The organism is Bacillus sp. HSf4, from assembly GCF_029537375.1.
Classification (GTDB): domain Bacteria; phylum Bacillota; class Bacilli; order Bacillales; family Bacillaceae; genus Bacillus; species Bacillus sonorensis_A.
The window spans coordinates 1,146,836-1,172,139 of record NZ_CP120679.1; the positions used below are offsets into that span (position 1 = coordinate 1,146,836).

A 25,304-nucleotide genomic window follows, 5' to 3' on the forward strand; every position below is an offset into this window, starting at 1 on the left:
CCCTCCCGGCAAATTCGCCGAGAGGGCTTGATATGACTGGTTTTGTTGTTGCTTTCATCATAGCATGAGACTGAGAAAAAACAAGCACAAAATTGCAATTTTTTTAAAGAAATGAGGTGAGAAAACATGCCGAGACCTGCAAAATCCGCAGCCCTTCAATTAATACAGGGCAATCCAAATAAAAAGAATACGAAAGAGCTTGCAGCCAGGGCCAAACATGAAAAAAAGTTGAAAATGCGCTCTGAAAATATCAAACCGCCTACCTGGCTGGATAAGGTGGCTAAAAAAGAATTTAAGCGGATTGCTGCTTTATTATCTGAGGTGGAAATTATGACGGAGGCGGATATCAGCATGTTAGCCGCCTATTGTAACGCCTATTCTCAGTACATCTCTATTACCAAAATTATTGAACAAGACGGCATCATGATTCATACAGAGGGTCAAGGTGAAAACGGGGAGCCGGTCAAGTTGATTGGAGAAGAACATCCCCTCCTGAAACGGCAGAAAAACTTCTATGATCAAATGAAATCGGCTGCTAATGATTTCGGACTCACACCGTCTGCACGTGCCAAGCTCGCGATCACCAAGACCCAAGAAGAACGCGAAAAAACAGCAGCGGAAAAGGAGTTCAATAATGTATGAATACAATTAAACAGTTTATGATTGACTACTCGCGCGATGTGGTATCGGGCGAGATTGTTGCGTGTCAAAAGCATATTTGGGCTTGTGAACGATTCTTAAAAGACATCAAAAGAGAAGGGACAAGAGAATTTCCCTACGTATTCGATGACGAGAGGGCTCGGCGTTTTCTATTTTGGATGACTCAATTTAAACATACCAAGGGGCCGTTACAAGGACAAAATATCGTTCCTGAACCTATACAGATTTTTATTTTTGGAAATGTTTACGGATGGGTTCACAAAGATACGGGATTCCGCCGTTTCAGAAAAGTGTATTGGCAGGTTGGCCGTAAAAATGCAAAAACTCAGAGTTTGGCCTGTGTCGCTTCATATGAGGCTATGGCAAGCGGTGAAAACATGTCAGAGGTATACATTGGAGCCACAAAAACTGAACAGGCTCAAATATGTTGGAAGGAGATAAAAGCCCAGATAGAAGGGTGCGAACTTTTAAACAAACCGGAGCAAAAATACAGGATTGCATACAGTACCATTGAGCACCCAAAAACAAATTCAATTATCAAAGCTTTATCTAAGGATGCCGGTAAAACAGGGGACGGCTTTTCGCCCCAATGCGGCATCATTGATGAGTACCATGCGCATAAAACATCTGAAGTTTATGACGTCCTTGCTTCTGGGATGGGAGCAAGAAACCAGCCATTGATGATTATTATCACGACTGCAGGCTTTGAGTTAAACAATCCAGCTTACCGGGTGGAATATGATTACGTCTCTCGGATTTTAGACCCAAACAAAGTAGAAACCAATGAACAGTATTTTGTGATGATCAATGAACTGGATAAGGGCGATGACATCAAGGATGAGCGTAACTGGATAAAAGCAAACCCTATTGTGGCTGCTAATGAACACGGGTTAGAGTATTTGCGCGGCGAGCTTGAAGTAGCTCTCGCGGTTCCTGAAAAAATGCGTAATTTCCTCACTAAAAATATGAATATCTGGGTCAATATGCGCGAAAACGGCTATATGGATATGCAGGCTTGGAAAGATTGCGGATCTGATCAATTCCCTAATCTAACCGGCCGCGAGTGTTATGTTGGGATTGACTTATCAAAACGAATTGACCTGACAGCTGTATCCTTTATTTTTCCGTTGGATAACGGGAGCTTTGCTGTAGAGAGTCACGGTTTTATGCCAGAAGATACATTTTATGAGCGCATGAAGACAGATAATGTACCTTATGATTTGTGGAGGAAAAAGAATTGGTTAACCGTCACCGATGGCGCTGTTGTCGATTATGACTATATCAGAACCTACATTAAAAAAATGGAGAAAGAGAAAGGGTGGCGAATCAAAGAAATTGGTTACGATCCGTATAATGCTACTCAATTTGCCCAACAGATGGAGGCGGACGGATATGTCATGATTGAAATTCGGCAGGGTGTTGCCACATTATCTGAACCAACGAAAGACTTCCGTGAAAAAGTAAAAGCGAAAAAGATCATTCACAATAAAAATGATCTGCTGACATGGGCCATGGGGAATGCCGTTACAAAAGTAGATGCCCAAGAAAACATAATGCTGGACAAGTCAAAGTCAACACAACGGATTGACCCGGCGGCTGCGCTTATCAATGCACACGTGCGGGCATCTCAAATTGATACGGCCGTTGACTTAAACGCTTATATACAATCCGGATCGTTCAGCCTGTAGGGGGTGGGAATGCTGAAGTTTTTAAGATTCTTGCAGTTGATTTTAGAGGATATCTTGCTCATCGCAGGCATGGTATTCATTTCAATAGCCATATATCGGATGAACGTAAACGCGGGTTTAATTGCAACCGGTGTTTTTTTATTTTCTCTTGCCAGCTTGGCAGGATTTGTTCGTCAAAAAAATAAGGATGAGGGAGGGAAATAGATGCTATTAAGCCGTTTAAAGAGCGGAATAAAAAATGAAATTGCTGAAGAGGATAGCGGTTCCCTTCTCCATCCGGCTAATTGGTTTAGAAATATTTTTGCCGGGACAGAGAGTTCATCTGGTGAAAGAGTATCAACAAAAACGGCCGTTTTGCATCCGGATGTATATGCTTGCGTGATTGTTTTAGCTGATGATATTGCGAAACTGCCGATTAAACTTTTTCAGAATCAAAACGGAAACATACAACAGATTCAAAATGAAGTAAGCGACATTATTCTGAACAAAGTCAATGACTTCATGACAAGCTTTGTGTGGAAACGGCTGTTGGTTACGAGACTGTGTACTTGGGGAAACAGCTATAATCTTTTGCTTTTTGATAAAGACGGGAATGTGGCTGGTATCAGACCATTAGACCCTGAAGCGACAAATACGAATATTGATCCAAATAACGGCCGGGTATGGTATTCAACCACACTTGACGGCAAGTACCGTGAATTTTTTTACGAAGAGGTACTGCATTTTAAAAACCTATCTCTTGACGGAATTGTAGGTCAAACCCCGATTTCAGTTATTCGGGACAATATCGGATCAAATAGAGCTGCCACAAAATTTAACGCGAAATTTTACAAGAATGGGGGCGCGCCATTTGGCGTTGTAAAAGCGCCGACCCTTTTAGACCGAAAAAGCAAACAAATTCTTAGGGAAGACTGGGAGCGGGTGAATGCGGGGCAGTCTATTGCAGTTTTAGACGCCGGCCTCGATTATTCACAAGTAACAATGCCTATGAAGGATGCTCAATTTATAGAGTCAATGAAGTGGAATCGTCAGCAGATTGCATCGATTTACAAGGTGCCTCCGCATAAAATAGGTGAGCTGGACCGGGCAACATTTTCAAATATTGAGCAACAATCCTTAGATTATGTCAAAACCACTTTACAGCCAATCGTCACAAATATTGAACAAGAGTTAAACGATAAGGTTTTGACAGAGAAGCAGCGGGGAGCTGGTTATTACTTTAAATTTAACCTGGAATCAGAGCTTCGCGGGGATAGTAAATCACGTGCTGAATTTTATAAAACGATGCAAAGCGTAGGCGCCTTTAGCGTCAATACTATTCTTCAAAAAGAGGACATGACAGGTATCGGGGAGATCGGCGATGAGCATTATGGAAACTTAAACCTTGTTCCCCTTTCAATTATGAAAGAGTATCAACTTAGCAAGGTCAAACGGTCTTCAAATCGCCTGAAAGGGGGTGATGGCAACGGAACAGAAGAAGAAAAACAAGTATTGGAACATGAAGGTTCTGGATGATTCGTCCGCTGAAATCACGCTTTACGGTTCGATAACTGGCGAAGGCTGGTTCAGTGAAAGTTCATCTAAAGCCTTTCAGTCTGAATTGAAAAGTTTAGGTGATGTGAGCTTTATTGATTTGTACATCAATTCGCCTGGTGGGGATGTTTTTGAGGGGCAGGCTATTCATTCGATGCTTCAGCGTCACAAGGCAAAAATCAATGTCTATGTGGATGCACTGGCTGGAAGTATTGCTTCTGTCATTGCAATGGCCGGCGATAAAATTACCATGCCAAGTAACGCCATGATGATGATTCACAACCCATACATGGGGATGGTCGGGAATGCCGCGGAATTCCGGAAGGCTGCCGATGATCTGGACAAAATTACTGAAAGTATCGTTTCCACATATCTTGCGAAAGCAGGAGACAAACTGGACGACGGGACTTTACGCCAGCTTCTGGATGAGGAAACCTGGCTCACCGCCGATGAAGCTTTAAATTATGGCTTGATCGATATGGTTTCAGAATCAAAGGATGTAGCAGCCTGCATTGATCATCAGGTACTGGCACATTTTAAACATGTTCCAGGCAAAATTGTTGCTCAATCCGCTGCTGGAAGTCCGGCTGAAGAAACTAAACCGGATGAATTATTAAAACAAAAGATCAATATGAAACTTGAACTCTTAAATCTTTAAGGGTTCTTTTTTTATGCCATTTTTAAGGAGGACAAGCATTTGAAAAAGTTATTGAAACAAAAAAGCCTATTGAAGCAGAAAAGACCTTTGAAACTCGATATTCAATTTTTCGCCGGTGGCGGAATGTCTAAAAAAGAACGGGAGTTGCGCCAAGCCTTGGCGGAAAAACGTACAGACATTGAAGCATTGACCGATGATGGCAAACTTGATGAAGCCAAAAAACTACTTGCAGAGGCTCAACAAATTAAAGATCAAATTCAAACATATGAGGATTTACGAAACATGCAGGTTTCATATGCACAAGAAGAGCCGCAGCATGATCCAGAGACAAAAACACCGCAACAGCCTACGGATGATATCACTAAAACAGAAGTGAAGAATCATGTTCAACTTTTTGCTCACGCCCTTAGAACAGGCAAAGTACCGCAGCCTCTTGCCGCGATGAAAGAAGGTGTGGATGAGGACGGCGGGCTTATTGTACCGCAGGATATCTCCACGAAAATTAATGAAAAACGACGCCAATTTGACACACTGGCAAATCTCGTCGATGTCATTCCGGTATCAACAAACAAAGGTTCACGGGTTCTTGAAAAATTATCAGATATCACCCCGTTGGCAAATCTTGAGGAATTAGAAAATATTGAAGAGTTAGAGAACCCTAAATTTGAAAACATTAAATATAACATCAAAGACTATGCCGGGATTTTGGTTCTTTCAAACGATTTGCTTGCAGATACACAGGAAGCGCTCTTACAGTATCTAGCGACTTGGTTGGCGAAAAAATCAGCCGTAACCCGTAATACGTTGATCCTTAATCAATTGGGGACCCTTACAAAAACTACGGTTTCAAAACAGGACGACATTAAAGACATTCTTAATGTCAAACTCGATCCAGCTATTAATGCGACAACTAAAGTTGTCACAAACCAATCCGGCTTTAATATGTTGGATAAACTGAAAGACGCGTTCGGCCGCTATCTACTTCAGCCGAATCCTACAGACCCTACGAAAAAGTTGCTGTTTGGAAAACCGGTTTCTGTGATTTCTGATAAATATTTGCCGAGCAGCGGCACAAAAACACCAAAACATCCGTTAATCATTGGAGACCTTAAAGAAGCCGTTAAACTGTTTGACCGCCAGCAGTATTCTATTTTAACAACTAATGTCGGTGGAAAAGCATTTTATCGCAATTCAACAGATGTGCGAATTATTGAGCGTGAGGATGTAGTTCTTTGGGATACAGATGCGGTGGTTTACGCGGAGTTTTCATCAATTAAAGATGCAGTTCCTGACAATGAAGCTCCAAGCACTGGCGACACAGAAGAAAAATCAGTTGACGTTGGAAAATAATAAAAGCAAAGGATGAGGAACAATGGCAGATCAATTTTTAAACCAAAGCAATGGTGTTTATACTTCCGCAGAGGACGATGGCACGGGAAAACCGGTAACGCCGGTTTATTTGAAAGGCAACAGTGAAGATAATCCTTTATACATCAAAGGAATGCAAGGGGAACCTGGTCCGCAGGGTCCGAAAGGGCCAAAAGGGGACAAGGGAGATACTGGGCCACAAGGAGAACCAGGACCCCAGGGTCCAAAAGGTGACAAAGGCGATCCTGCTGTCATTGAAGAAAAAAGCATTACCCATGAAATGCTTGGTGAAAAGGTAGTAAGAAGCAACAACGTAGGAACTGGTAGCATCATGATGGACAACTTAAACAGCGAAGTAAAGGCCATTTTTGAAGACCTACAAAAGCAAATTGATGAATTAAAAGGCGGAACATCTAGCTAACGAAAGATAGGTGATGCCCTATGACTGAAATTGAGCAAAAAGAGCTTGAAGAAGCAAAAAAATTCCTCCGGGTCGATGGTGATCTGGAGGATGATTTAATTCTTGGGTTTATCGCTTCTGCAAAAGAATACATTACGACCGCAACTGGCCTGAAATTCCCTAATAATTCAGCTCGCGCGGACCTGTGTGTAAAGGCTTTTGTAACTCACTGGTATGAAAACCGTGAAATAGCTGGCACAACTTCAAACCTTGATGGAGTTTTAACAACGTTGATCAATCAATTAAAATACACAGTTCCGGAGACTGATGCCGATGCTGAATGACATGCGATATCGAATCAAGTTTCAAAAGAAAAAAGAAGGCGGCCGTCTCCCTGTGGAAGGTGAATATGAAACTATCGTTGAATGCTGGGCAAAAGCTGAAGGATTAAAAGGCCGGGAATACTATGCAGCGGCGGCTGTACAAAAAGAACATACAGTAAAATTTACGATCCGACACCGAGAGGATATCGATAAACATATGCGGATTCTGTTTCAGAACCAATCATATGAGATCGAATCAATTCTTCCAAACTATTCCCGAAAAAATTTCACCACAATTAGGGCAAAGGCGGTGGAATAATGAAAATTGAAATGGAAATGCAGGGCTTTAAAGAATTAGATTCATACTTATCTGCACTTGCAAGAAAGGACGAAAAAATAAATAAAGCCACTGTGAAAGCCGGCGGCGCGATTCTTGCGAAGGAAATTAACAAGAATGCTCCCCGTTCCAATATTGGGGGGAGCCATCCTCACATTGATGAAGATATCATAGTCGGTAATCGTACGAGAAAGGACCCTGATGGTGAGATATATGCAGTAGTCGGCCCTACAAAAGATACAAAATATCGCGTCCACTTACCGGAATTCGGGACGATATATCAACCGGCTAACCCGTTTATTCAGCAGAGTATGAAAAATGCAAATGATCGAATGCTTGAAGCGATGGTAGCCGTTATCAGGAAAGGGTACAAGCTATGAATGTGGCAGAGAGAGCATTACAACTAAAAAACAGAGTATTTGAAGCGCTGGAAACTGATCCGGCGCTTTTATTATTGGCTGATCCTGCAAACATTTTTGAACTTGCGGTACCAATTGGGATCAAAAGCAAACCGCCTTATATCGTCGTACAGGAATTGGACTACAGAACTACCAAGTGGGCTGACGGAAAGCCGATCAAGGATAGCGCTGTTTATCAAATCGATGTGTATAACGATTCTTCCTGCGATCAAATTTTGGCTGCCGTAGTCGGGGTCATGAATCGATTGGGTTTTCAAACATCGGTTTTAATCAATGGCTTTTTAAAAGATGAAGGGCTGATCCGGAAAGGTTACCGGTTTGAGGCCAATATTTTAATATAATTGGAGGTTTAAGAATGCCTGAATACAGTTCAGTTACCGGATTGGAAGGCGTTAAATTTGCGCCTTTAAAAAAGGAAAATGGCTTTTATGTAGCTACAAAAATTATTGATTACCCTTACGCAATTAACGCGAAGGTCAATACGGAAACATCAACAGAAAAGCAGTATGCAGACAACAAACTGGTGGATATGGCTGTCACGACTGGTTCCACAAAATTGGAGCTTGAAATGCGGGATCTGCCAATGGAAATTTTGGAGGAATTGTTTGGGATAGAAGAAACAGACGGGATCTATATGTTCAAAAAGAATGTTATCGCGCCATGGGTTGCTATGTCTTTCTATGGGCCAAAAGCGAACGGCAAGAATCGCCATGTAGGCTTAGTGAAAGGGCGTTTTTCTCTTCCGGATGATGAATGGAAAACAAAAGAAGAAAAGACAGACTTCCAAACAGTCAAACTTTCTGCTGAATTTATGGAGCGAGAACAGGATGACATCTATAAAGTATTGGCTGATGAGGATGCACCAAATTTTAGTCTGGACAAGTTTTATGAAAAAGTGTTTGGCGATGCTTATAAAAATCCGGACTCAGGCTCTGATAATAAATCCAGCGTAGACATTGGAAAGACGGTATAAAGGGAAGCTCCGTGCTTCCTATTTAAATCTAGAAAAATAAAGGAGGAGTCAACATGGCTCAAAAACAAATATCGGTTAAATTGTGGTTTGAAAAAGAAGAAAAATATAAAACGTTTATTGCACCTCGCACAAATACAAAAACTTTGTACGAAGCTCTGGAGCTAGATGAGGCAGCTGCTAAAAATACCAACAGTATTAAGGCAGTGCTTAAAAGCCTTGAAGATCGTATGAAATTCATTGTGCGTGTATTCCATAATCAATTTACTTTAGAGGAATTTCAAGAAGGCCTACAGTCCTTTGAAGTTTCAAACGAAGTAAGGCGAATCATGGGCGAGATTATGGGTTATGAGGAAGTTAAGGAGGAAGAAGATTTTTTATCGGTAGCGGAAGCGGAGGCCTTTCGGCAGAAAAAGGAATAGAACAGCTCAATGATATATATGCGGCCCTTTTAAAACAGGGATGGACCATGACTGAAATTGACGAGATGGATATTTACCATTACTTAGAAGTTTTGGCTCATGAAAATAAACCAAAAGTTGTTCCAATTGATCAAGTGTTTTTCTAAGACTGGTTTTATCACCGGTCTTTTTTCGTTGAGTTTATGCCAGGGAAGCGGGGTGGATACATATGGCGCAACCTATCGGAAATATGATTGTTAAAGTAGGCCTTGATGATACCGGCTTTAATCGTGGAATTGAAGGTTTAAAGCGGCAAATGCGTTTAGCGAATTCGGAAATGAAAGCATCCGGCGCTGTTTATAAAGCTGCGGGCAATCAGTCTAAGTTTCTTCAATCGCAAGTAGAAGGACTTAATAACAAATACCGCATACAAGGCCGTTTAGTTGATGAGCATCGGACAAAATACAATAAGTTAGTCAGAGAAAAAGGGCTGGACAACCGAGAAACGCAGATACAAGGACGACGGCTAAATGATGCCATTGCCGTTCATCAAAACCTTGGAAATGAACTGCAACGAGTAACAAAACTATTTGAAAATACCACAAACAGCACCCGGCGGGCAGCGGGTGTTTTTTCTGTGTTTAAACGCAATTCAGGAGAAGTATCTAAAGAGCTAAACGCGGTGTATCAATCAGCTACAACCGCCGGAAAGGCTCTTTCTGCTATCGGTGCAGCAGGAACTTTGGGAATCGGCATGTCTGTTAAAGCCGCAGCTGATTTTGAGAAAGCGATGAGCCGCGTAAGTGCTTTGGCAAATGCAACAAATGATCAAATGGGTGAGCTTACAAAAACAGCCCGTCATTTGGGTGCAACAACTCAATATACAGATGGGCAAGTGGCAGAAGGTATGCAGTACCTTGCGATGGCCGGATATAAAACAAATCAAATTATCGGGGCTATGCCTGGCCTTCTCGCGACTGCCGCAGCTGGTCAAACAGACCTTGGAGTTACGGCCGATATCGTTTCTGACATTTTGACTGAATTTCATATCAAGGCTGAAGATACAAACCGTGTTGCGGATGCAATGACATATACTTTTACGAATTCAAACGCCACCCTGCAAGAAATCGGGCAAACAATGAAATATGCAGCGCCGGCCGCAAAAACAGCGGGAGTCAGTATGGAGGAATTGGCGGCGGCAACCGGTATCATGGCAAACAGCGGGATTAAAGCCGATATGGCAGGAACGGCTTTAAGGTCTACCTTGACGCGACTCTCTGCACCACCAAAACCAGCTGCATCAGCGATTGAAGAGTTGGGTCTAAAAGTTACAGATTCAACCGGTAGAATGCGTCCGCTTGCTGATATTATCGGACAAATCAATGAAAAAACAAAAGATTATACCGAAACTGAGCAAATTCGTATTGCCAAACAGCTGGCGGGGCAACATGCGCTTTCTGGGTTTATTACCTTAATGCACGCCGGGAAAGATAAGCTTCAAGAATTCACAAAAGAAGTTGAGGGAAGCGGCGGCACAGCTGAAAGAGTAGCCAAAAAGCAAATGGACAACCTGGCTGGCTCTATTGAGTATCTAAAATCTGCTACAAACAATGCTGTTATCACTTTTGGAAATCAGTTCTTGCCTGTTATCCGGGCTACAGCTGACGGACTAACAAAGCTTGTAACCTGGTTTGATTCATTGCCCCCTTCTGTGGCGAGTACCATTGCGATTACTGGCGGTGCAATCACTGTATTTTCCCTCTTAGGCGGCGCGTTCTTACTGTTGCTGGGCTCTTTGCCAAAAGTAGCAGCAGGCTGGAATATGCTTCGGACCGCGGGCGGCTATTTAACGCGGAATGTAAATCAAGCATCGGTCAGTCTTGGCGTTTATTCTACGGAAGCCATTGCAGCGGGCGCAGCTTCCAGGACAGCGGCTGCAGGAATGACAACAACATCTGCGGCAGCGGCAGCAGCATCCACACGAATGGGGCGTTTTCATCAGTCAGCCAATCTGGTAACAACCAGAGTCGGGAGGCTTGAACAATCATCCAGCAGAAGTGCTAAAGCCATGCGAGGTCTAGGCGGTGCTTCACGTGTTGCCGGCGTTGGTCTTGGATTGTTTGGTGGGCCAGTTGGTTCAATTGCCGGGCTAATTCTTTCATTTGCTCCTGAGCTCTTAAAATTCGGTGGGAATATTTTAAAGGTTGGAGCCAATGCAATTAAAGGCGCTGGCGGCTTTATGAAATTAGCAAAAAGCGGTTTTGGTCTATTCAACATTCTCAAAAAAGGAGCAGGAGTCGTCGGCCTTTTACGTGGCGGATTGAGCTTGTTAGGTGGTCCTGTTGGTCTTGCCGTGACAGGAGTGACACTTTTAACGGAAGCCGGTACAAAGTATTATGACAATCTGAAGAAAAGGGTTCTTCCATCGACTATTGACTTTGGTGAGGGCGTATCGAAGTCAACGGCAAAAGCTGTGAATGCTTATGAAGATATGAATATCAAAGTTACGGCAAAGCTCAATACCCTTCGAGCGACAAATACAAAGATCACCAAGGATATTGCTAATGATGTGACAAAACAGTTCACTGAAATGGGAGACTCGTTGAAAAAGGGATTTCAAACAAGTGCCGATTCAGCCACCAAAGTGTTACAGGATTTTTATGCTTCAAATGATAAAACCTCAGATAAAGAAGCAGCTAAAATCCTCAATAAAATCAAAAGTGGAAATGATAAGAAACAGAAGGAAATACAAGGTTATGTGGATCGGGTAAATGAAATTTACAGAACCGCGGCTGAAGAAAATCGAAAAACAACAGCGAAGGAAAACAGAGAAATAGCAGAGATACAGGGGAAAATGTTGGCTCAAATGGAGACGGCTCTTACTCGAAGCAAGGACGAGCAAATTAAAATTTCAAGGAAGCTGAAGGAAGAATCCTCTAACTTATCTGCTAAACAGGCTGCTGCTGTTGTGAAAAATAGTAATAAAGCAAAAGAAAAAACAATAAAAGCAGCCGAAAAGCAACGCGATTCCGTTATTGCTGCTGCTGATGATCAGTATTATGTAAAAGGCACAATTTCAAAGGAAGAGCACGATGACACTGTTGGAAAAGCAAAAAGCCAAGCCAAAAAAACAATCAAACAAGCAGAAAAGACGCATCAAGGTGTAGTCAAGGAGGCAAAGCTTCAAGCTTATGGACATCTTGATCAAGTTGATTTTGAGACAGGCGAAGTCCTTGGAAAATGGGATATTTTTGTTCTCGATTTAGCTGGTGTTGTTAATAAGATTACCGGTGGAATTAACACGGTTCTTGAATTTATGCATATCCCAACCATTCCAGAGTGGAAGCCTAAAGGTTACAATGGCCGGTCTGAAAAAATGCAAATGGCGCCAGGAGCTGCATATGCGAAAGGTACAGACTTTCACCCTGGAGGAAAAGCGCTTGTTGGTGAAGAAGGATGGGAACTGGCCCATACACCAGGCATCGGAACGTATGTTGTCGGGATGGGCGGCCCGCAAGTTTGGGATCTGCCGCGTGGTACATCTGTGCTCCCCCATGATCAATCAAAAGAGTTAGCGGCTTCAGGTCTTCCTGGATATGCCGGCGGTGTCGGAGACTTTTTTAAAAAAGCCGCTGAAGGCTCTAAGAAAATGGTCAACGGAGCTATTTCGTTCGGAAAAGGTGTCGTTGATAAAGTCGGGGATGTTAGTTCAAGCGCTATGGATTTGATAATCAACGGCCCAGGAAAATTAATTAAAAAACTGTTTAGTGGGCTGATCCCGTATAAATCGGGAAAAGGCATTGATTCGTTTGGTACCGGCATACTCAAGACTTTAAAAAATGGTGCAGCTCAATTTTTGAAAGGAGTCATGCCAGAGCCGTCCACATTTAAAGGGACTGGCGGAACGAAAGCCGTAAACCAATGGGTTACAGAGGCTGTTGGTATTGCGGGGGTGCCTCTTTCATGGATTCCAGGGCTTGTGACCATCGCCATGAAGGAAAGCGGCGGAAATCCAAATGCTATCAACTTATGGGATTCCAATGCGAAAGCAGGCCATCCCTCACAGGGGTTAATGCAGACGATCCCGGGTACTTTTAACGCCAACAAGTTTCCTGGACATAATAACATTTTGAATCCAATAGATAATACGTTGGCTGCAATTAACTATATCAAGCGCAGATATGGCGACATTAGCAATCATCCAGGTTTAAAATCAATGGCCCGGGGTGGCGGCTATGTTGGTTATGCAAAAGGCGGTATCTCACCTGGTCAAGGCGGTTCAAAATGGGCCATTTTAAATGAACGAGGGTATGATGAAACAACGATCACGGAAGACCCTTCATACAGGGAGCGTAATATTGGACTATGGGCTCGTATCGGTAGCAAGCTTGGCGTACTTCCGGATTTGCAGGATGGGATGATTTCAAAAGCACTTCTCCTGCTTCAAAAAGTTTCGGCAAAGCCTGAAAAGGAGCTGCCACCCCCTAATGATCTTTCTGTAGACATCAGCCGTGTTGTAAAGAATCAAGAAAAACAAATCAGTATGATGGCAAAGCAGATTGATTTTCTAAATAAAAATGTGCAGCTCTTGCAGCAGCTTTTACTAAAAGACAGCAACACATATCTTGATGGCAGGAAAATTGACCAATCAGCCGGTGATCGGTTTAATCGAACTTCATTCATAAACGGGGTGAGATAGTGAAATTATTCCTAGATTACGATAATGGACTTGGGGAGCAGAGTTTAAAAAGCCTGCTTCCTTTTTTTGAACCTTTAAGCTTCACACCTGAAGCACCTGGGATTGATCGTGAAGCGGTTAGCATACCCAGAATAAACGGAGTTATCCTTCCGCAGCATCCTCGGGATGTCACATATACAGAACGAAAAATAACCGTTGAATTTTATTTGAATTCAGTCATCGCTGAAAACTTTTATCAATTTAGGCGGGAACTTTACGCGCTTTTAGTCAAGCCGTTTCCCTATTATATCTCGACCGATTTATTGCCGAATCTCCGTTTTCGTGTAACTTGTGATGGGAAATTTAGTATTCCAAAAGAAAAGGAGAAAAACTTTGTAACGTTCACAGTTGAATTTAACAACATCACTGGACTGGCAGAATCCAAATTCACTTCTTTGACAAAGCAGAATTTTGATGGAGAACATTGGAGTCCGGGAATGAATATTCACATGCGTGACGATCTGGAATACAGGTTCAAAAATCGAAAGAGGTTTCAGGTTTATAACACCGGTGATGCCTATATCAATCCTCTTGAGCATGACTACAATGTGACCTTATGGGCAGCCGGAAAAAATGTGACGATCATCAACCATACAAATGGTGAGAAACTGAAAATTGAACAGGAATTAAAAAAATCACAGCGCGTTTCTTTTATTAAGCAATACACGGTGATCAATAAAACGCCTATCAAAACATCCGGCAGGCTCCCGGGACTCGATATAGGAATGAATGAGTTTGAAATCCAGAATACCAGTGATTTTGAGATCATATTCGATACCCGTTTCTACTACGCGTAAGGAGCATGCAATATGGCAAATACAGATTTTATAAAAGAAATTGCACCGGACGCCCAAAGAGTCTATAAAAAATATGATATTCTCGCGTCTCTCATTATTGCTCAAGCCTGTTTAGAGAGCGGATGGGGTACAAGTGAGCTGGCCCAAAAAGCGAAAAACCTATTCGGCATCAAGGGTACTTATAACGGTCAATATGTTCTCATGTGGACGACTGAATATGATAAGAGCGGAAATGCAACCAAAGTGCAAGCTCGCTTCCGAAAGTATCCGTCTCGGTATGAATCGATTCAGGATTTAGCCAAGCTGTACATAAACGGAACGAGCTGGGACCCAGACCATTATAAAGCCGTGGTGGGGGAAAAAGATTATAAGAAGGCGACAGCTGCTCTTGTAGAAGCTGAATATGCTTCTGATCCAAATTACGCCACCAAATTGAACAGTCTCATTTTCACTTACAAACTCACACAATATGATTCTGTGGATGAGGTGCCGGATGAACCTGAAGAACCCGAAACACCGATACCGACGCCGGAGGTACCAAGCAAAGAATATGATGGGAAAGACGTTCCGCTTAATCAAAATTTGCCTACGGATATTGATTTTCCACAGCTGCATGTCTCAACGAAAGACGGAAAGAGCGTTGTGGAAATAACGGGCGTTTCCGTCGATCTGATGGACGATACGACTGGCAAAAAGAGTTTTACCTTTACGATCACAAAAACGCAGGAAAACGGTACAGAATTTGATTTATTGGTGGATGACAATATTCTTTATTTGGACGAGAAAAAATTCAATCACCAAAAATATTACATTACGGGTGTCCAACTTCATCAAGAGAAAAATGTCATAAGTAAAACCGTTACAGCAAGCCACATATTCACTGTGCTGCTTATTAACAACAGGATTCATGAAACTGTATCAAAGAAATTAAGATTGAGAGATGCGCTTGATTTTGCTCTGAAGAATACAGACTTCAAATATATTTTTAAGACGCCGGAGAGTGAATTTGAATCAGCAGATCAAGAAAATTTCGGTGATAAAAACTCGACAGAGCTAATGGATGAAATCATTGAGGATTATGGGATTGAAATAGACGTGGATAATTACAAAATTTATATCTACAAAAAGATGGGGAAACGGATTAATTTCACCCTAGATTCGCGCTATAATATGCCCGGCATTTCAATTACAACAAACTCGCAAAACAGTACAACACGTGCCTGGGGATACGGGGCCTTAAAAAAGGGGAGCAGTACTGATGACAAAAACCCTCAGTACGAGTTTGAGCCTATTTTATACATTCATCCAGACGAAAAGAAATTCTTGATTGAAGGGAAGCCACGCTGGGCTGAACCGATCAGGGATGAGCGCTATAAAAAAGCCAGCAGTATGATTTCTGCATTAAAAAGGCATGTGAATCCATATCCGGAAATGACGGTAGAAGCTGATTTCCAAAAAATCTATGAGCCGAAGCTTTTAGAGATCGAGCAAGATTTCTGGAAAGGCGACACCATCCATGTCTTGGCTGTTACGGCATCAGGGATCATGTTTGAAGACGATGTTCGGCTGATTTCAATTCAGTACAACCCGTTGAACCCATACAGCAGCCCAAAATTGATGTTCGCGAATTTCAGAAAAGATATTCAGGATATTGCAGTCAATCAGGCTAAGAAACTAAGGGATCAAAAACGATATATTGACCAGCTTTTCAAAACGCTCAGGTAGGCGTTTTTTATTTTGCTAAAAAAAGGAGTGAGAAAATGGTGCGGCTGTTAAAAGATTATGACCATACACGAAATTCCCGTTACCAATCACAGTTGAGATCAGACATGCAGAGTATCGAAAATGGCTTAAATGATCAAGAAAATCAGCTTAAAGCTCACAAAACAGCTCAAACCGCCCACACGTCAGAACAAATCGATCACGGCGGCTATTCTGTTGCAAACCGAATTAAAAATCTATATTCGCGGTTTGCTAACCTCGTATTAAATCCCGACGGGACCAGTATAAAAGAGGTCGTCGACATCCGTGTCGCAATGGACGGCTCGATCCATCCGACGGCAAAAGACCGTCTTGACTACGATTACAACAAAATCACCGACCTCATCCAATGGGTAAGCGTTAAAGATTACGGCGCCCTTGGCGACGGAGAAACGGATGACACGGCTGCTATCCAATCAGCATTAGACGCGCGGCTAAGCGCAAGCAAAATGCATTTTGTTCGTTTTCCGCCCGGTACGTATAAAATGACGACATCCCTGCGCGTGGATAGCAATACGTACCTATGGATGGACGGCGCGACAGTCGGACGTTTTTCGCAGCATAACGCGACGCTCTTCGTTTTATATAGAGACGGAGTTGTCACGTCGGGATATAGCGGCGTTAGTAACGTTATATTTGACGGGGGCACAATCGAAGGGAATTCGCATTTATATACCGGCGGATTTACACTGCTTACGGCTCCGCATGCGTCTAACATTATGATTAAGAACGTCACCTTTAAGAATGTTCGCGATAACCATGCGATTGATTTGCCGGGTTCCAAAGACGTTTACATTAAGAACTGCTTTTTTCTTGGGCAGGAAACAAGTGATTCACGGTTCTTTGCGGAAGCGATACAGTTAGATACGACAAAATCCGGATCATATGGAACGATTGACTCCGGAAATTTAGATGGCACAGTCACAAAAAATGTGACGGTTGAAAACTGCTACTTTGGGGCTTCGAGGGAGATGGGTGCTTTTCATGCTGGCGTCGGATCGCACAGTGCAGTCACCGGTAAATTCTACGAGAATATCAAAGTCATAAACAACACGTTTGAGGGTATGCGTTATTACTCCGTTAAGCCTATGAAATGGCGCGGTGTCGTGGTTTCGGGAAATCGGTTCTTAAACACTTATGGCGGCGTTTACGTTGCGCCTATCCCTGACGGTCAGCTATACGATTTAGGCGGAACAAAAGTCACTTACGAGACAGGAAGCGACGTAGTGATTAACGCAAATACTTTCGAAAACATGGGAGAAAAAGCGATCTACGTTTTGGGTCGAAAAGAAATCTACCAACGAGACGTGACGATTTCTAATAATATCGTTTCAGGGACGGCGGACGGCAAAAAAGGGATATTCATTCGATATGCAGATGGAGTCAACATCAGCAACCACCAAAGCAAAAATACAGGTAGCCAGGCAATTTATGCGGAGTTTTCCAAAAATATATCTACCAGTGGGGGAGAGGTCAAGACGACCAAGACAGACGGGATCAAGCTTAATGCGGTCAAACAAGCCAACATCAATAACGTATCAATTCAAGATACCGGAACACATGGAATCATGACGCATGGAGGATGCTCCGGGATCGATCTGAAGTACAACAAAATCACCGATCCTTCTCAGTCAAGCGCGGGAGGATTCGATGGCATTTACATGTCGAACGATACGACCGATAGCTCTCTGATTGCGAACAAAATCCGCAGCTCTAAAAAAGCGCCTCGCCGCGGTATTTGGGTTACGGCGACGTGCGACAATATCGTCGCATTCGGAAATGATACGCGGTGCCGTGCGGTCGAAGCAGACTCGTACCGGAACAGCGCGACCAATAAAATAGAAACGTCCGGAAACGTATAAGACGGGAGGGGAACAGATGGTTTACAAGAATGCAGATATTCTATTCGATGTTAACTCGAAGATAAAACGAAGCATTTCAACAAGCATTCAATTTAGTACGCAAGATATAGGGACCGCAAAATTGTCGTTTAACCTGACAAAGGACGGTGTACCTTTGCCGATAAGTAAGGCAACCCATGCCAAGCTATTCATGAGGTTTACTGACGGCAGCCAAGTCTATGTTAATACAGAAGTCGAAGACGCGCTGAAGGGCGTTATTTTTTATGTCTTAACACCGGAACAAGTTAAGCATTATGGAACGGTGCAGGCTGAGCTTTACGTCAATTACGACAACGGCCAAAAGATGAGTGTGCATAAGTTTTCGTTCGAAATCGATCGGGCGCTCGTTGATCAGGACATCGCCCCGGTGGCCGAATACTATATCGACGATTTTGAATCGCTAAAAGCCGCCGTTCAAGAAATGGCGGATGATGCCGAACGGGTTATCGCTGAATTACAGAAGAAGTTCGAAAATCTCGATAACATTGAAACGAAAGAAGGCGCTCAGGAAAAAGCGGACGCCGCTGAGACTGGTGCGAAAGCTTATACCGATGAGCACGCATCTAAAAAGAACAATCCTCACAAGGTAACGAAAGCTCAGGTCGGCCTCTCAAATGTTGATAACGTCAAGCAGGCGGCGAAAATCGATTTCGATAGCCACGTCGGAAATAAGAGTAATCCTCACGCAGTAACAAAAGCACAGGTTGGCTTGTCGAATGTAGACAACGTTAAACAGGCGGCCAAAACGGAGTTTGATACGCATACCGCGGATAATGTTCGTCATATTACCGCAAATGAGCGGACTAAGTGGAATGGCGGGCAGCTAAAGAAAATCAGCGCTGATGATGGTGGGGTAACGGCTATAGCTTACAATGGTGAGGATGTCTTAGAAAAGGTGACTTCATTAGGGAAAGGGATGGGGACTTTTTATGCGGCAGGAGGCGCAGTAAATTCCCCGACTCCACTATCAAATCGAGGAATGTTTCATTTTACGAGTACAGATGCAGAGGGGAAAGGTACGTTCGGATGGGTCATTTCCACGGACTACAAAAATAACGTCTATACGAACTATAGAGACGGCAACCTCGGCTGGATGGGCTGGAGACGCCTTGTCCCTTCAAGCGAGCTTGAATCACCGACGTGGGTAAAGGTTACGCTGAAAAACGGAGCGAAATCGGGAGATAGGACGGTTCAGTATACGAAAGTCGGAAATACATTACAGATTCGCGGTCATGTCACGACGAACAGAGAGGTCGTGTTCGGGTCAATTCCGTCTTCATTCGCGCCAACAAGTGGTGCAGTAGTAAACGTATCTGTAAGCGGGACGATGGGTAATAGCAAACTGATAATTTATCCAGAAGGGGACCTAAAACTCACCGGAATACAATCAAATAATGATGGTGCAGTGACTGGCTATTATTTGGATGTTGTTGTTCCGATCAATTAGGAGGTGTTTTTATTGATCCAAGTTTTTCAGTACGACGTTAATTTTCTCCTCACAGATATTCTCATAGTAGAGGAAATCGACAAAGAAGGTAACTACGTTTTACCAGAAAACACGACTACAATTGCGCCACCGGAAGGTTTGTATAAACCGAAATTTTATCCGGACGAAAAGGTGTGGAAGGAGACGGCTACAAAAGAGTACATTGAAAGCTTGCAGCCTCCGGAGCCTGAGCCAGACATAACTGATCTATTGAAAAAACAAAATGCCTTGCTCTCACTGCAAATTGCACGCCTTCAGGCCGATGTTGAAGCGTTAAAAGGGGGCGGAGCATCATGAAGTATCCCACGCTTGCGGATATAAAACAATTCTATGATTGGGGGTGTTACACGGATGATGAGATGCGAGAGTATGTAAGGATCGACTGGATCACCCCGGCAGAATATGAAGAAATAACAGGCCGAAGCTACGATAAGCCATCTCTCAGTGTGGATTTAGGAATGACAAGCGCCCAATAAGGGTGTTTTTATTTTGCCTCAGGGGAGGTGAATACGATGTGAGAACAGGAGGATTAGGGGACATGACGCAAGCGAATGATTATGATGTTTTACAAAAAGAAATCGCAGAAATTAAAGCAGATCAAAAAACACAAGATCAGCGGATTACTACTCTCGAAAGGACGTCTGACCGACATGATCAGCAGATCATTTCAATCAATGAAAAGCTGAACAAGATCGAGGAAAACACAACTTGGATCAAGCGCAGCATCACTGGCGCGATCATTACAGCGGTCAGCACCGGAATCATCGGCGGCGCAATCGCTGTTTTTTATAATCTACTGCAGAAATAAGGAGGAAAAACAATATGAAAAACTTAGACAAAGGCACGGTCGTCCGGACGGTGCTTCTTTTTATTGCATTGGTAAACCAGACATTGATCATGTTTGGAAAGGCAGCTTTGCCGATCAGCGAGGACCAGGTCAACACGCTGGCAGATGCTTTGTATTTGGCCGGCTCTGCGGCATTCACCATCGTTACGTCTATTGCCGCCTGGTATAAAAACAACTATGTTACCGAGAAAGGAAAACTGCAAAAAGAGGCATTGAAAGAAAAAGGATTGACGAAATAAGGTTGCCGGCTGGCAGCCTTTTTTATTTAAAAGATTAGGAGTGATTTCAAATGGCAGTTTCTTTACAAAAATTGATTGATCGTTCTGTCCGTAACATGGGGTCAGGAATACACCCTGTTGTGAAAGAGACCGCAATCGAAGTGATCAAGCGTGCCTATAAAGAAAAAATCTACGTTCAAATTACATCGGGTTACCGTTCTTTTGAAGAACAAAATAGATTGTACGCGCAGGGAAGGACAGCTCCTGGGAATATTGTTACGAATGCTAAAGCGGGTCAGTCAAACCATAATTATGGTTTAGCGGTTGACTATGTTCTGCTTTCTTCTGATGGAAAAAAAGCGCTCTGGACTGTAAATAGCAAATGGCGCAGAGTCGCTCAGATTGCAAAAGCCCTGGGCTTTGCATGGGGCGGAGATTGGAAAAGCTTTAAAGACTACCCGCATTTAGAAATGATGGGCGGTTTGACTTTAGCACAATTGCAAGCTGGGAAGCGTCCGAAATTAAAATCAAAGGTAAGCAATCCGACACCAGCAAAGAAGCCGGAAAAGAAATCATCTTCCAGCGGTGGCCGGGCAATCGTCAAAACCATCCAGTCCACTTTAAATAAGCGGTACGGCTTAAAAATTAAGGTGGACGGCTACCCAGGGCCGGAAACGCGAAAAGCCTTGCTGAAGGGGTTCCAAACTGAATTAAACAAACAATTTAATGCCTGTCTTGTCGTGGATGGGCTGTGGGGGCCGAAAACTCGCGCGGCTGCCGTGAACGTCCGTAAAGGTGCAAGAGGGAACCTGACCTGGATTCTGCAAGCTTTGCTGATCTGTCAAGGTTATGATGTGAACGGCCTTGATTCAATCTTTGGTAATGGTCTTGAGAAAGCCGTTAAAGCCTTCCAAAAAGCGAAGGGTCTTTCTGTGGATGGCATTGCCGGAAAAGCTACCTGGACAAAATTGTTTTCATAAAAAAGGCCCCCGCTTGGGGGCTTTATTTCAGCAGTTGAAGTATTCTTTTAGAAAATCATAAAAAGTTGGCCAAGTTTCCTGTAGCTCTCCTTTTAAAAGCAGTTCATCTCCGCCTTCAAAATTCACGTTATAAACTTTGTCCGTTACTGTATCAAGCACTAAAATAGCATTTGCAGACATTTCACTTAGTACAAGGAAGTTATCAGGAAAGCCGTGCTCAAAACGCGTGGTCTTTGTATAGGATTCAATATTATTCTCTTCATCTATAATATCTAACAATTCAAAAGGAATGTTTTCTTCCCAAAATGGGCCGGCATACTGGCTATAAAATTCAAGGAAAGTATCTGATACCTTTACGTCTAACCTTTTTAAAACCTCTTTTACTTCATCTTTATCTTCCCGTTTATAAATATCTTCTCCGAGAACTTGATCTAATTTTTCAGGTAAAATGCTCATTTTATTTCCCTCCTAAAGCTTCATTTCCTCTTACTTTCCAATAGTTTATAGAATCGACTTTTTGAAAAGCTGCCCTGGTTCCTTCATCCATCGGGTGATAGGGGTTTAACTTACCTTTGTATGGATGCAGAGGAGCCTTTTTGGCGTTACTGATGTTATGGTATCTGGTTGAGGCTTCAAACAATGGCCCAACACCTTTTTGTTGTGAGTGGTGTAACGTCGCAACGCTACCCTTTTCATCAAGGATAGGGGCTAGACCGTATTTTGCTGAAGCCTCTGCATTTGTCAACCCACGGCCTTTTTTCGCGCCTTTGGTTCGTACCATATTCCAGTCTACATCGCTTCTTTGATAGACTTTATAAGTATATCCCGTTCCGTCTTTACCCGCATTATATTCCACACTTCGTTTAAAATATTTGTTTTTCTCGTAGACTTTTAAATGCCTGTAAGAACTTGCATCTGTCTTTTTAGTAACGTTGCCTGGTGCTCTTGCATTCAACCTACCGCTAACACCACGTAAACCAAAAGCCCCAAGCATAGATAAAGCATTGTTAAGGTTTTGTTCGCGCCTTTCCTCAGATATCTGATTCCCGAACATATCCCGGCCGGTAATCGTTTCGCTGAAACCGTTTGCGGCGGCGAGGCCGTATAAACCTTTCTCAGAGTTTTTCAAAGCCTGGAACGTCTTCGGCGTTTTGTAGGCCGCAAGCGCTTTGTCAGCTGTCGATATTGCTTTTTCTGCTTTGTACATGCTGTAGGCGCCTTTAATTCCTTTGGCTCCTTTACCGAACCAGCCGACAACAGGAATGTACCCAGCCGCGCCCATCGCTCCTGCTGCGACACGCTCACCATCCGTCAGTTTTTCACCTGTCACCGGGTCAACGCCTTCAGCAGCCCTTTTATAATCATAGTACCCACTGATTTCTCCTAGAAATGTTCCGCCGGCATCCAACGCTTTTTCATACCAAGGACGGTTTGCAAGCTCTTGCTGCTTTTTCGCTAGTTCTTCCTGTTCCTTTGCGATCCGGCGGCCTTCGGCCTGATCTTTTTTGAACTGGATATAGTTTGTTGCATTCTTATGTACGTCATCTTTTAGTTGGTAGGCTTCGCTACTTCGGTAAGCTTTGGCATCATAATGAATTGGCGAAGCGTCTTTTCCCTTGCCGGTCGCATCAATGAGTGCGGTATAGTCGGCGACGACCATTTGTTGATTGATTTCAGATGCTGAGTACTCTTCTTTGAGAGCTGCGTCAAGATCATCAACAGCTTTGATTGTTTCTTTGCGTTCATCGTTTGCATCATTAATATGCTGCTTAAATTTTTCAGAAGAAAAGACTTCTAAAGGCAGTATATCATGGATGTCTTGCAAGATCCTTTTCAGGTCTTTTTTCTGGTGGGACACCATTGCCTTAGCATTTTTAAGGGCATTGTTAAGCTGATTCTCTAAGAACTCCATATCGACAAATGTGTCTCCGGCCAGTTTGGCATCGGCTACAGCATCGGAAATGCTGTCCAGGAACTTAGTTTGCATATCAATTAGGTCGATCCAGTCATTAACTATCCCGGCCTGATCTCTATAAAATGCTTTGATCTTGTCAGCTCCCTCACCCTGAAAGTCATCCCCTAAGTCGGCCATGCCTTGAAAGGCTTTTTTCAGATTGACAAACTGCTCCCTTGTGCTTTTGTACTCTTTGGATCGTGCCTCCATTGCAGCTAATAAAGTTTTAGATTCAAAGATTTTCATTCATCAAACCCTTTCAAAAGACTTATTCAAAAACGAGTTTACCACTTTATAGAAAAGAATTGGTGAATAAATCCTGCCGATTACTGAAAATGAATCATAATGATTAGGTCAAACAACCCGAATGAACGGGTAGTCTGCTCTATGAGGTTAGCAAAATATGGTTGTCAAAAAATGATCTTTTCTGTAAAATAATTACCATGAAATTAAGAGAAAGTAAAATATTTTAATTTGTCTGAAGAATTTTAATCTTGAGAGAAAGGAAGGGGCAAATGTGGAAAAGATAGCGTATGAAAAAATAGGGCAGAGGATTAATGATTGGTATAAGGTGATCAAACAAAACGATATTCCTAAAGCGACTGAAATGCGGGAGGAAATTCAAGATAAGCTGCCGCACATGGAAGAAAACCAGGAGGTTTTAATCTATTTTAATTTGATTGATTCTCGCTATAAGCTTTTAATAGAAAAATATAATGAGTCTGGCGACTTGTTAGCAGAAATTAGTCCGGAATCCGTGGAAGCTCAGACCGACCACATGATTCAATATTATTTTTATTTCTTTTCAGGCATGTACGAGTATTATAAAAAGAACTTCACCAAGGCAATCAATTTTTACAGAATCGCTGAAAACCGACTGATCAAAATTGATGATGAGATTGAAAAAGCGGAGTTTCACTATCAAATGGCAATTGCATATTATGAAATAAGACAGCATTTCTTTTCATTAAATCATGCAGAAAAGGCGTTAGATTCGTACAAAGCTCATGAATCCTACACAAATAGGGTACTTAAATGTAAAATGATCATTGCAGCCAATCAAGTTGAACTGGAACGTTATGAAGATGCTGAAAAGATCTACAAGCTTGTTTTAAATACGGCTTCATCAAAGGGAGACCGATTAACAGAAAGCTTTGCATGCTTTAATTTGGGTGTATGTTATGAGCGAAGAGATTTGTTATCTGAGGCTAAAAGATATTTTGAACAGGCTGCAAGTATCCATGAAAGCGAAAATTCAGTGTTCGGCATACGAAGCATGTACATGTTGAGCCGGGTTAATTACAAGTTGAATTTATCTAAGGAAGCCCGCAAGTGGTACAGTAAAAGCCTTGAACGTGCTATAGAAGAAGACGACAGAGTATATAAGGCCAAGCTTAAACTCATATACTCTTTATATGATCAGCGTGATTTGCTCACCATTGAAAACGCGTTAGAGTATTTGAAAAATAAAAAGTTGTGGGCAGACGTAGCAGATCTCACTTTTAATATCGCAATATTTTATAAAAAGCAGGGAGATAGTGACATTGCGGCGAAATATTTCGAGGAAGCATGTCGCGCTAAAGATCAAATTCTTAAACTAACGGGGGAATTATGATGAAAAAAGTAAAAGCGATTATTACTATTGCTGTACTTGGAAGTGTCGTGGCATTTGGGTTATCGCACGTTTCATCTAATGCAGATCAGCAATCGCCAATAAAGGTTGCTGAGAGTGCAATTTTTGGGTGATATTGAGATTTATTGCCCTTCTCAAAATGGGAAGGGTTTTTTCTTTTTCCTTAATTAGATTAATATTAGAGAAGGGGGTCGAATCCCTTCTCTTATTTAATTTAGCGCTTAAACTATAT

Annotated in this window: 27 protein-coding genes; 25 read left to right on the plus strand and 2 right to left on the minus strand. The window is 42.6% G+C overall.

Annotated features, from left to right (window positions below):
- Nucleotides 1–126 precede the first annotated feature (126 nt).
- The 23 genes from P3X63_RS05860 to P3X63_RS05970 all read left to right on the plus strand — a co-directional run bounded on the left by P3X63_RS05860 (nt 127) and on the right by P3X63_RS05970 (nt 21,485).
- A complete protein-coding gene (locus tag P3X63_RS05860) occupies nt 127–642 on the plus strand; it encodes a phage terminase small subunit P27 family (protein WP_035338275.1) in 516 nt (171 codons plus the stop codon).
- Nucleotides 639–2,348 (plus strand): terminase large subunit, encoded by a 1,710-nt coding sequence (locus P3X63_RS05865; protein ID WP_035338277.1) that lies wholly within the window; start codon nt 639–641, stop codon nt 2,346–2,348. Before P3X63_RS05860 ends, P3X63_RS05865 begins: the two co-directional genes overlap by 4 nt.
- Before the next feature lie 9 nt (nt 2,349–2,357).
- Nucleotides 2,358–2,552 (plus strand): DUF1056 family protein, encoded by a 195-nt coding sequence (locus P3X63_RS05870; RefSeq protein ID WP_016886545.1) that lies wholly within the window; start codon nt 2,358–2,360, stop codon nt 2,550–2,552.
- Nucleotides 2,553–3,863 carry a phage portal protein gene (locus tag P3X63_RS05875; RefSeq protein ID WP_035338279.1) on the plus strand — a complete coding sequence of 437 codons (1,311 nt, stop codon included), beginning with the start codon at nt 2,553–2,555 and terminating at the stop codon, nt 3,861–3,863.
- Nucleotides 3,808–4,539, plus strand: coding sequence for a head maturation protease, ClpP-related (locus tag P3X63_RS05880; RefSeq protein WP_035338281.1), 732 nt, complete (start codon nt 3,808–3,810; stop codon nt 4,537–4,539). Before P3X63_RS05875 ends, P3X63_RS05880 begins: the two co-directional genes overlap by 56 nt.
- Nucleotides 4,540–4,608: 69 nt before the next feature.
- Nucleotides 4,609–5,889 (plus strand): phage major capsid protein, encoded by a 1,281-nt coding sequence (locus P3X63_RS05885; RefSeq protein WP_035339334.1) that lies wholly within the window; start codon nt 4,609–4,611, stop codon nt 5,887–5,889.
- Nucleotides 5,890–5,911: 22 nt separating this feature from the next.
- Nucleotides 5,912–6,328 (plus strand): collagen-like triple helix repeat-containing protein, encoded by a 417-nt coding sequence (locus P3X63_RS05890; RefSeq protein ID WP_035338283.1) that lies wholly within the window; start codon nt 5,912–5,914, stop codon nt 6,326–6,328.
- Between the two features lie 20 nt (nt 6,329–6,348).
- Entirely contained in the window at nt 6,349–6,651 is a 303-nt protein-coding gene (locus tag P3X63_RS05895; protein WP_035338285.1) for a head-tail connector protein, read from the plus strand.
- Nucleotides 6,641–6,949, plus strand: a complete 309-nt coding sequence (locus P3X63_RS05900) for a phage head closure protein (RefSeq protein WP_035338287.1) — start codon at nt 6,641–6,643, stop codon at nt 6,947–6,949. Before P3X63_RS05895 ends, P3X63_RS05900 begins: the two co-directional genes overlap by 11 nt.
- Nucleotides 6,949–7,347: an HK97-gp10 family putative phage morphogenesis protein gene (locus tag P3X63_RS05905; protein ID WP_035338289.1), complete on the plus strand. Its 399-nt coding sequence runs from the start codon at nt 6,949–6,951 to the stop codon at nt 7,345–7,347. Before P3X63_RS05900 ends, P3X63_RS05905 begins: the two co-directional genes overlap by 1 nt.
- Complete coding sequence (gene gp17, locus P3X63_RS05910; RefSeq protein ID WP_035338290.1) at nt 7,344–7,727, plus strand: tail completion protein gp17; 384 nt, start codon at nt 7,344–7,346, stop codon at nt 7,725–7,727. The genes P3X63_RS05905 and gp17 overlap by 4 nt, the downstream gene beginning before the upstream one ends.
- Before the next feature lie 14 nt (nt 7,728–7,741).
- A complete protein-coding gene (locus tag P3X63_RS05915; RefSeq protein ID WP_035338292.1) occupies nt 7,742–8,359 on the plus strand; it encodes a major tail protein in 618 nt (205 codons plus the stop codon).
- A gap of 53 nt (nt 8,360–8,412) precedes the next feature.
- Nucleotides 8,413–8,778, plus strand: coding sequence for a phage tail assembly chaperone G (gene gpG / locus P3X63_RS05920; protein ID WP_106070661.1), 366 nt, complete (start codon nt 8,413–8,415; stop codon nt 8,776–8,778).
- Nucleotides 8,779–8,986: 208 nt separating this feature from the next.
- A complete protein-coding gene (locus tag P3X63_RS05925) occupies nt 8,987–13,456 on the plus strand; it encodes a phage tail tape measure protein (protein WP_277692587.1) in 4,470 nt (1,489 codons plus the stop codon).
- Nucleotides 13,456–14,292, plus strand: a complete 837-nt coding sequence (locus tag P3X63_RS05930; protein WP_035338298.1) for a phage tail family protein — start codon at nt 13,456–13,458, stop codon at nt 14,290–14,292. Before P3X63_RS05925 ends, P3X63_RS05930 begins: the two co-directional genes overlap by 1 nt.
- Before the next feature lie 12 nt (nt 14,293–14,304).
- Entirely contained in the window at nt 14,305–16,017 is a 1,713-nt protein-coding gene (locus P3X63_RS05935) for a phage tail protein (RefSeq protein WP_106070662.1), read from the plus strand.
- 35 nt (nt 16,018–16,052) lie between these two features.
- A complete protein-coding gene (locus tag P3X63_RS05940; protein ID WP_106070663.1) occupies nt 16,053–17,915 on the plus strand; it encodes a glycosyl hydrolase family 28-related protein in 1,863 nt (620 codons plus the stop codon).
- 16 nt (nt 17,916–17,931) lie between these two features.
- On the plus strand, nt 17,932–19,401 hold the full coding sequence (locus P3X63_RS05945; RefSeq protein WP_106070664.1) for a phage baseplate upper protein: 1,470 nt from the start codon (nt 17,932–17,934) through the stop codon (nt 19,399–19,401).
- Between the two features lie 3 nt (nt 19,402–19,404).
- Entirely contained in the window at nt 19,405–19,737 is a 333-nt protein-coding gene (locus P3X63_RS05950; RefSeq protein WP_223254772.1) for a hypothetical protein, read from the plus strand.
- Nucleotides 19,734–19,916 (plus strand): XkdX family protein, encoded by a 183-nt coding sequence (locus tag P3X63_RS05955; RefSeq protein ID WP_277692588.1) that lies wholly within the window; start codon nt 19,734–19,736, stop codon nt 19,914–19,916. The genes P3X63_RS05950 and P3X63_RS05955 overlap by 4 nt, the downstream gene beginning before the upstream one ends.
- 62 nt (nt 19,917–19,978) lie before the next feature.
- The gene (locus tag P3X63_RS05960; protein ID WP_277692589.1) at nt 19,979–20,248 is read left to right on the plus strand and encodes a hemolysin XhlA family protein; all 270 of its coding nucleotides are present in this window, start codon (nt 19,979–19,981) and stop codon (nt 20,246–20,248) included.
- 14 nt (nt 20,249–20,262) lie between these two features.
- The gene (locus P3X63_RS05965) at nt 20,263–20,526 is read left to right on the plus strand and encodes a phage holin (RefSeq protein WP_277692590.1); all 264 of its coding nucleotides are present in this window, start codon (nt 20,263–20,265) and stop codon (nt 20,524–20,526) included.
- A 50-nt stretch (nt 20,527–20,576) separates the two neighbouring features.
- A complete protein-coding gene (locus tag P3X63_RS05970; RefSeq protein WP_277692591.1) occupies nt 20,577–21,485 on the plus strand; it encodes a peptidoglycan-binding protein in 909 nt (302 codons plus the stop codon).
- Nucleotides 21,486–21,512: 27 nt separating this feature from the next.
- Here the strand turns inward: P3X63_RS05970 and P3X63_RS05975 are convergent, their stop codons facing one another.
- Both P3X63_RS05975 and P3X63_RS05980 read right to left on the minus strand, forming a co-directional pair.
- Nucleotides 21,513–21,941: an SMI1/KNR4 family protein gene (locus P3X63_RS05975; RefSeq protein ID WP_277692592.1), complete on the minus strand. Its 429-nt coding sequence runs from the start codon at nt 21,939–21,941 to the stop codon at nt 21,513–21,515.
- Nucleotide 21,942: 1 nt separating this feature from the next.
- Nucleotides 21,943–23,685 carry a ribonuclease YeeF family protein gene (locus P3X63_RS05980; RefSeq protein WP_277692593.1) on the minus strand — a complete coding sequence of 581 codons (1,743 nt, stop codon included), beginning with the start codon at nt 23,683–23,685 and terminating at the stop codon, nt 21,943–21,945.
- 271 nt (nt 23,686–23,956) lie between these two features.
- Here P3X63_RS05980 and P3X63_RS05985 point away from each other — a divergent pair, with 271 nt between their 5' ends.
- Both P3X63_RS05985 and P3X63_RS05990 read left to right on the plus strand, forming a co-directional pair.
- The gene (locus tag P3X63_RS05985; RefSeq protein WP_277692594.1) at nt 23,957–25,054 is read left to right on the plus strand and encodes a Rap family tetratricopeptide repeat protein; all 1,098 of its coding nucleotides are present in this window, start codon (nt 23,957–23,959) and stop codon (nt 25,052–25,054) included.
- Nucleotides 25,051–25,185, plus strand: coding sequence for a hypothetical protein (locus tag P3X63_RS05990; RefSeq protein WP_277692595.1), 135 nt, complete (start codon nt 25,051–25,053; stop codon nt 25,183–25,185). The genes P3X63_RS05985 and P3X63_RS05990 overlap by 4 nt, the downstream gene beginning before the upstream one ends.
- The last annotated feature ends 119 nt before the right edge of the window (nt 25,186–25,304 follow it).

Bases quoted from the DNA above. Each gene is read 5' to 3' on its own strand.
- P3X63_RS05895 (WP_035338285.1), top strand. From the start codon at position 6,349: ATGACTGAAATTGAGCAAAAAGAGCTTGAAGAAGCAAAAAAATTCCTC.
- P3X63_RS05870 (WP_016886545.1), top strand. From the start codon at position 2,358: ATGCTGAAGTTTTTAAGATTCTTGCAGTTGATTTTAGAGGATATCTTG.
- P3X63_RS05860 (WP_035338275.1), top strand. From the start codon at position 127: ATGCCGAGACCTGCAAAATCCGCAGCCCTTCAATTAATACAGGGCAAT.
- P3X63_RS05890 (WP_035338283.1), top strand. From the start codon at position 5,912: ATGGCAGATCAATTTTTAAACCAAAGCAATGGTGTTTATACTTCCGCA.
- P3X63_RS05940 (WP_106070663.1), top strand. From the start codon at position 16,053: ATGGTGCGGCTGTTAAAAGATTATGACCATACACGAAATTCCCGTTAC.
- P3X63_RS05990 (WP_277692595.1), top strand. From the start codon at position 25,051: ATGATGAAAAAAGTAAAAGCGATTATTACTATTGCTGTACTTGGAAGT.
- gp17 (WP_035338290.1), top strand. From the start codon at position 7,344: ATGAATGTGGCAGAGAGAGCATTACAACTAAAAAACAGAGTATTTGAA.
- P3X63_RS05970 (WP_277692591.1), top strand. From the start codon at position 20,577: ATGGCAGTTTCTTTACAAAAATTGATTGATCGTTCTGTCCGTAACATG.
- P3X63_RS05945 (WP_106070664.1), top strand. From the start codon at position 17,932: ATGGTTTACAAGAATGCAGATATTCTATTCGATGTTAACTCGAAGATA.
- P3X63_RS05900 (WP_035338287.1), top strand. From the start codon at position 6,641: ATGCTGAATGACATGCGATATCGAATCAAGTTTCAAAAGAAAAAAGAA.
- P3X63_RS05955 (WP_277692588.1), top strand. From the start codon at position 19,734: ATGAAGTATCCCACGCTTGCGGATATAAAACAATTCTATGATTGGGGG.
- P3X63_RS05965 (WP_277692590.1), top strand. From the start codon at position 20,263: ATGAAAAACTTAGACAAAGGCACGGTCGTCCGGACGGTGCTTCTTTTT.
- P3X63_RS05925 (WP_277692587.1), top strand. From the start codon at position 8,987: ATGGCGCAACCTATCGGAAATATGATTGTTAAAGTAGGCCTTGATGAT.
- P3X63_RS05975 (WP_277692592.1), bottom strand. From the start codon at position 21,941: ATGAGCATTTTACCTGAAAAATTAGATCAAGTTCTCGGAGAAGATATT.
- P3X63_RS05905 (WP_035338289.1), top strand. From the start codon at position 6,949: ATGAAAATTGAAATGGAAATGCAGGGCTTTAAAGAATTAGATTCATAC.
- P3X63_RS05960 (WP_277692589.1), top strand. From the start codon at position 19,979: ATGACGCAAGCGAATGATTATGATGTTTTACAAAAAGAAATCGCAGAA.
- P3X63_RS05865 (WP_035338277.1), top strand. From the start codon at position 639: ATGAATACAATTAAACAGTTTATGATTGACTACTCGCGCGATGTGGTA.
- P3X63_RS05880 (WP_035338281.1), top strand. From the start codon at position 3,808: ATGGCAACGGAACAGAAGAAGAAAAACAAGTATTGGAACATGAAGGTT.
- P3X63_RS05875 (WP_035338279.1), top strand. From the start codon at position 2,553: ATGCTATTAAGCCGTTTAAAGAGCGGAATAAAAAATGAAATTGCTGAA.
- P3X63_RS05935 (WP_106070662.1), top strand. From the start codon at position 14,305: ATGGCAAATACAGATTTTATAAAAGAAATTGCACCGGACGCCCAAAGA.
- P3X63_RS05980 (WP_277692593.1), bottom strand. From the start codon at position 23,685: ATGAAAATCTTTGAATCTAAAACTTTATTAGCTGCAATGGAGGCACGA.
- P3X63_RS05915 (WP_035338292.1), top strand. From the start codon at position 7,742: ATGCCTGAATACAGTTCAGTTACCGGATTGGAAGGCGTTAAATTTGCG.
- gpG (WP_106070661.1), top strand. From the start codon at position 8,413: ATGGCTCAAAAACAAATATCGGTTAAATTGTGGTTTGAAAAAGAAGAA.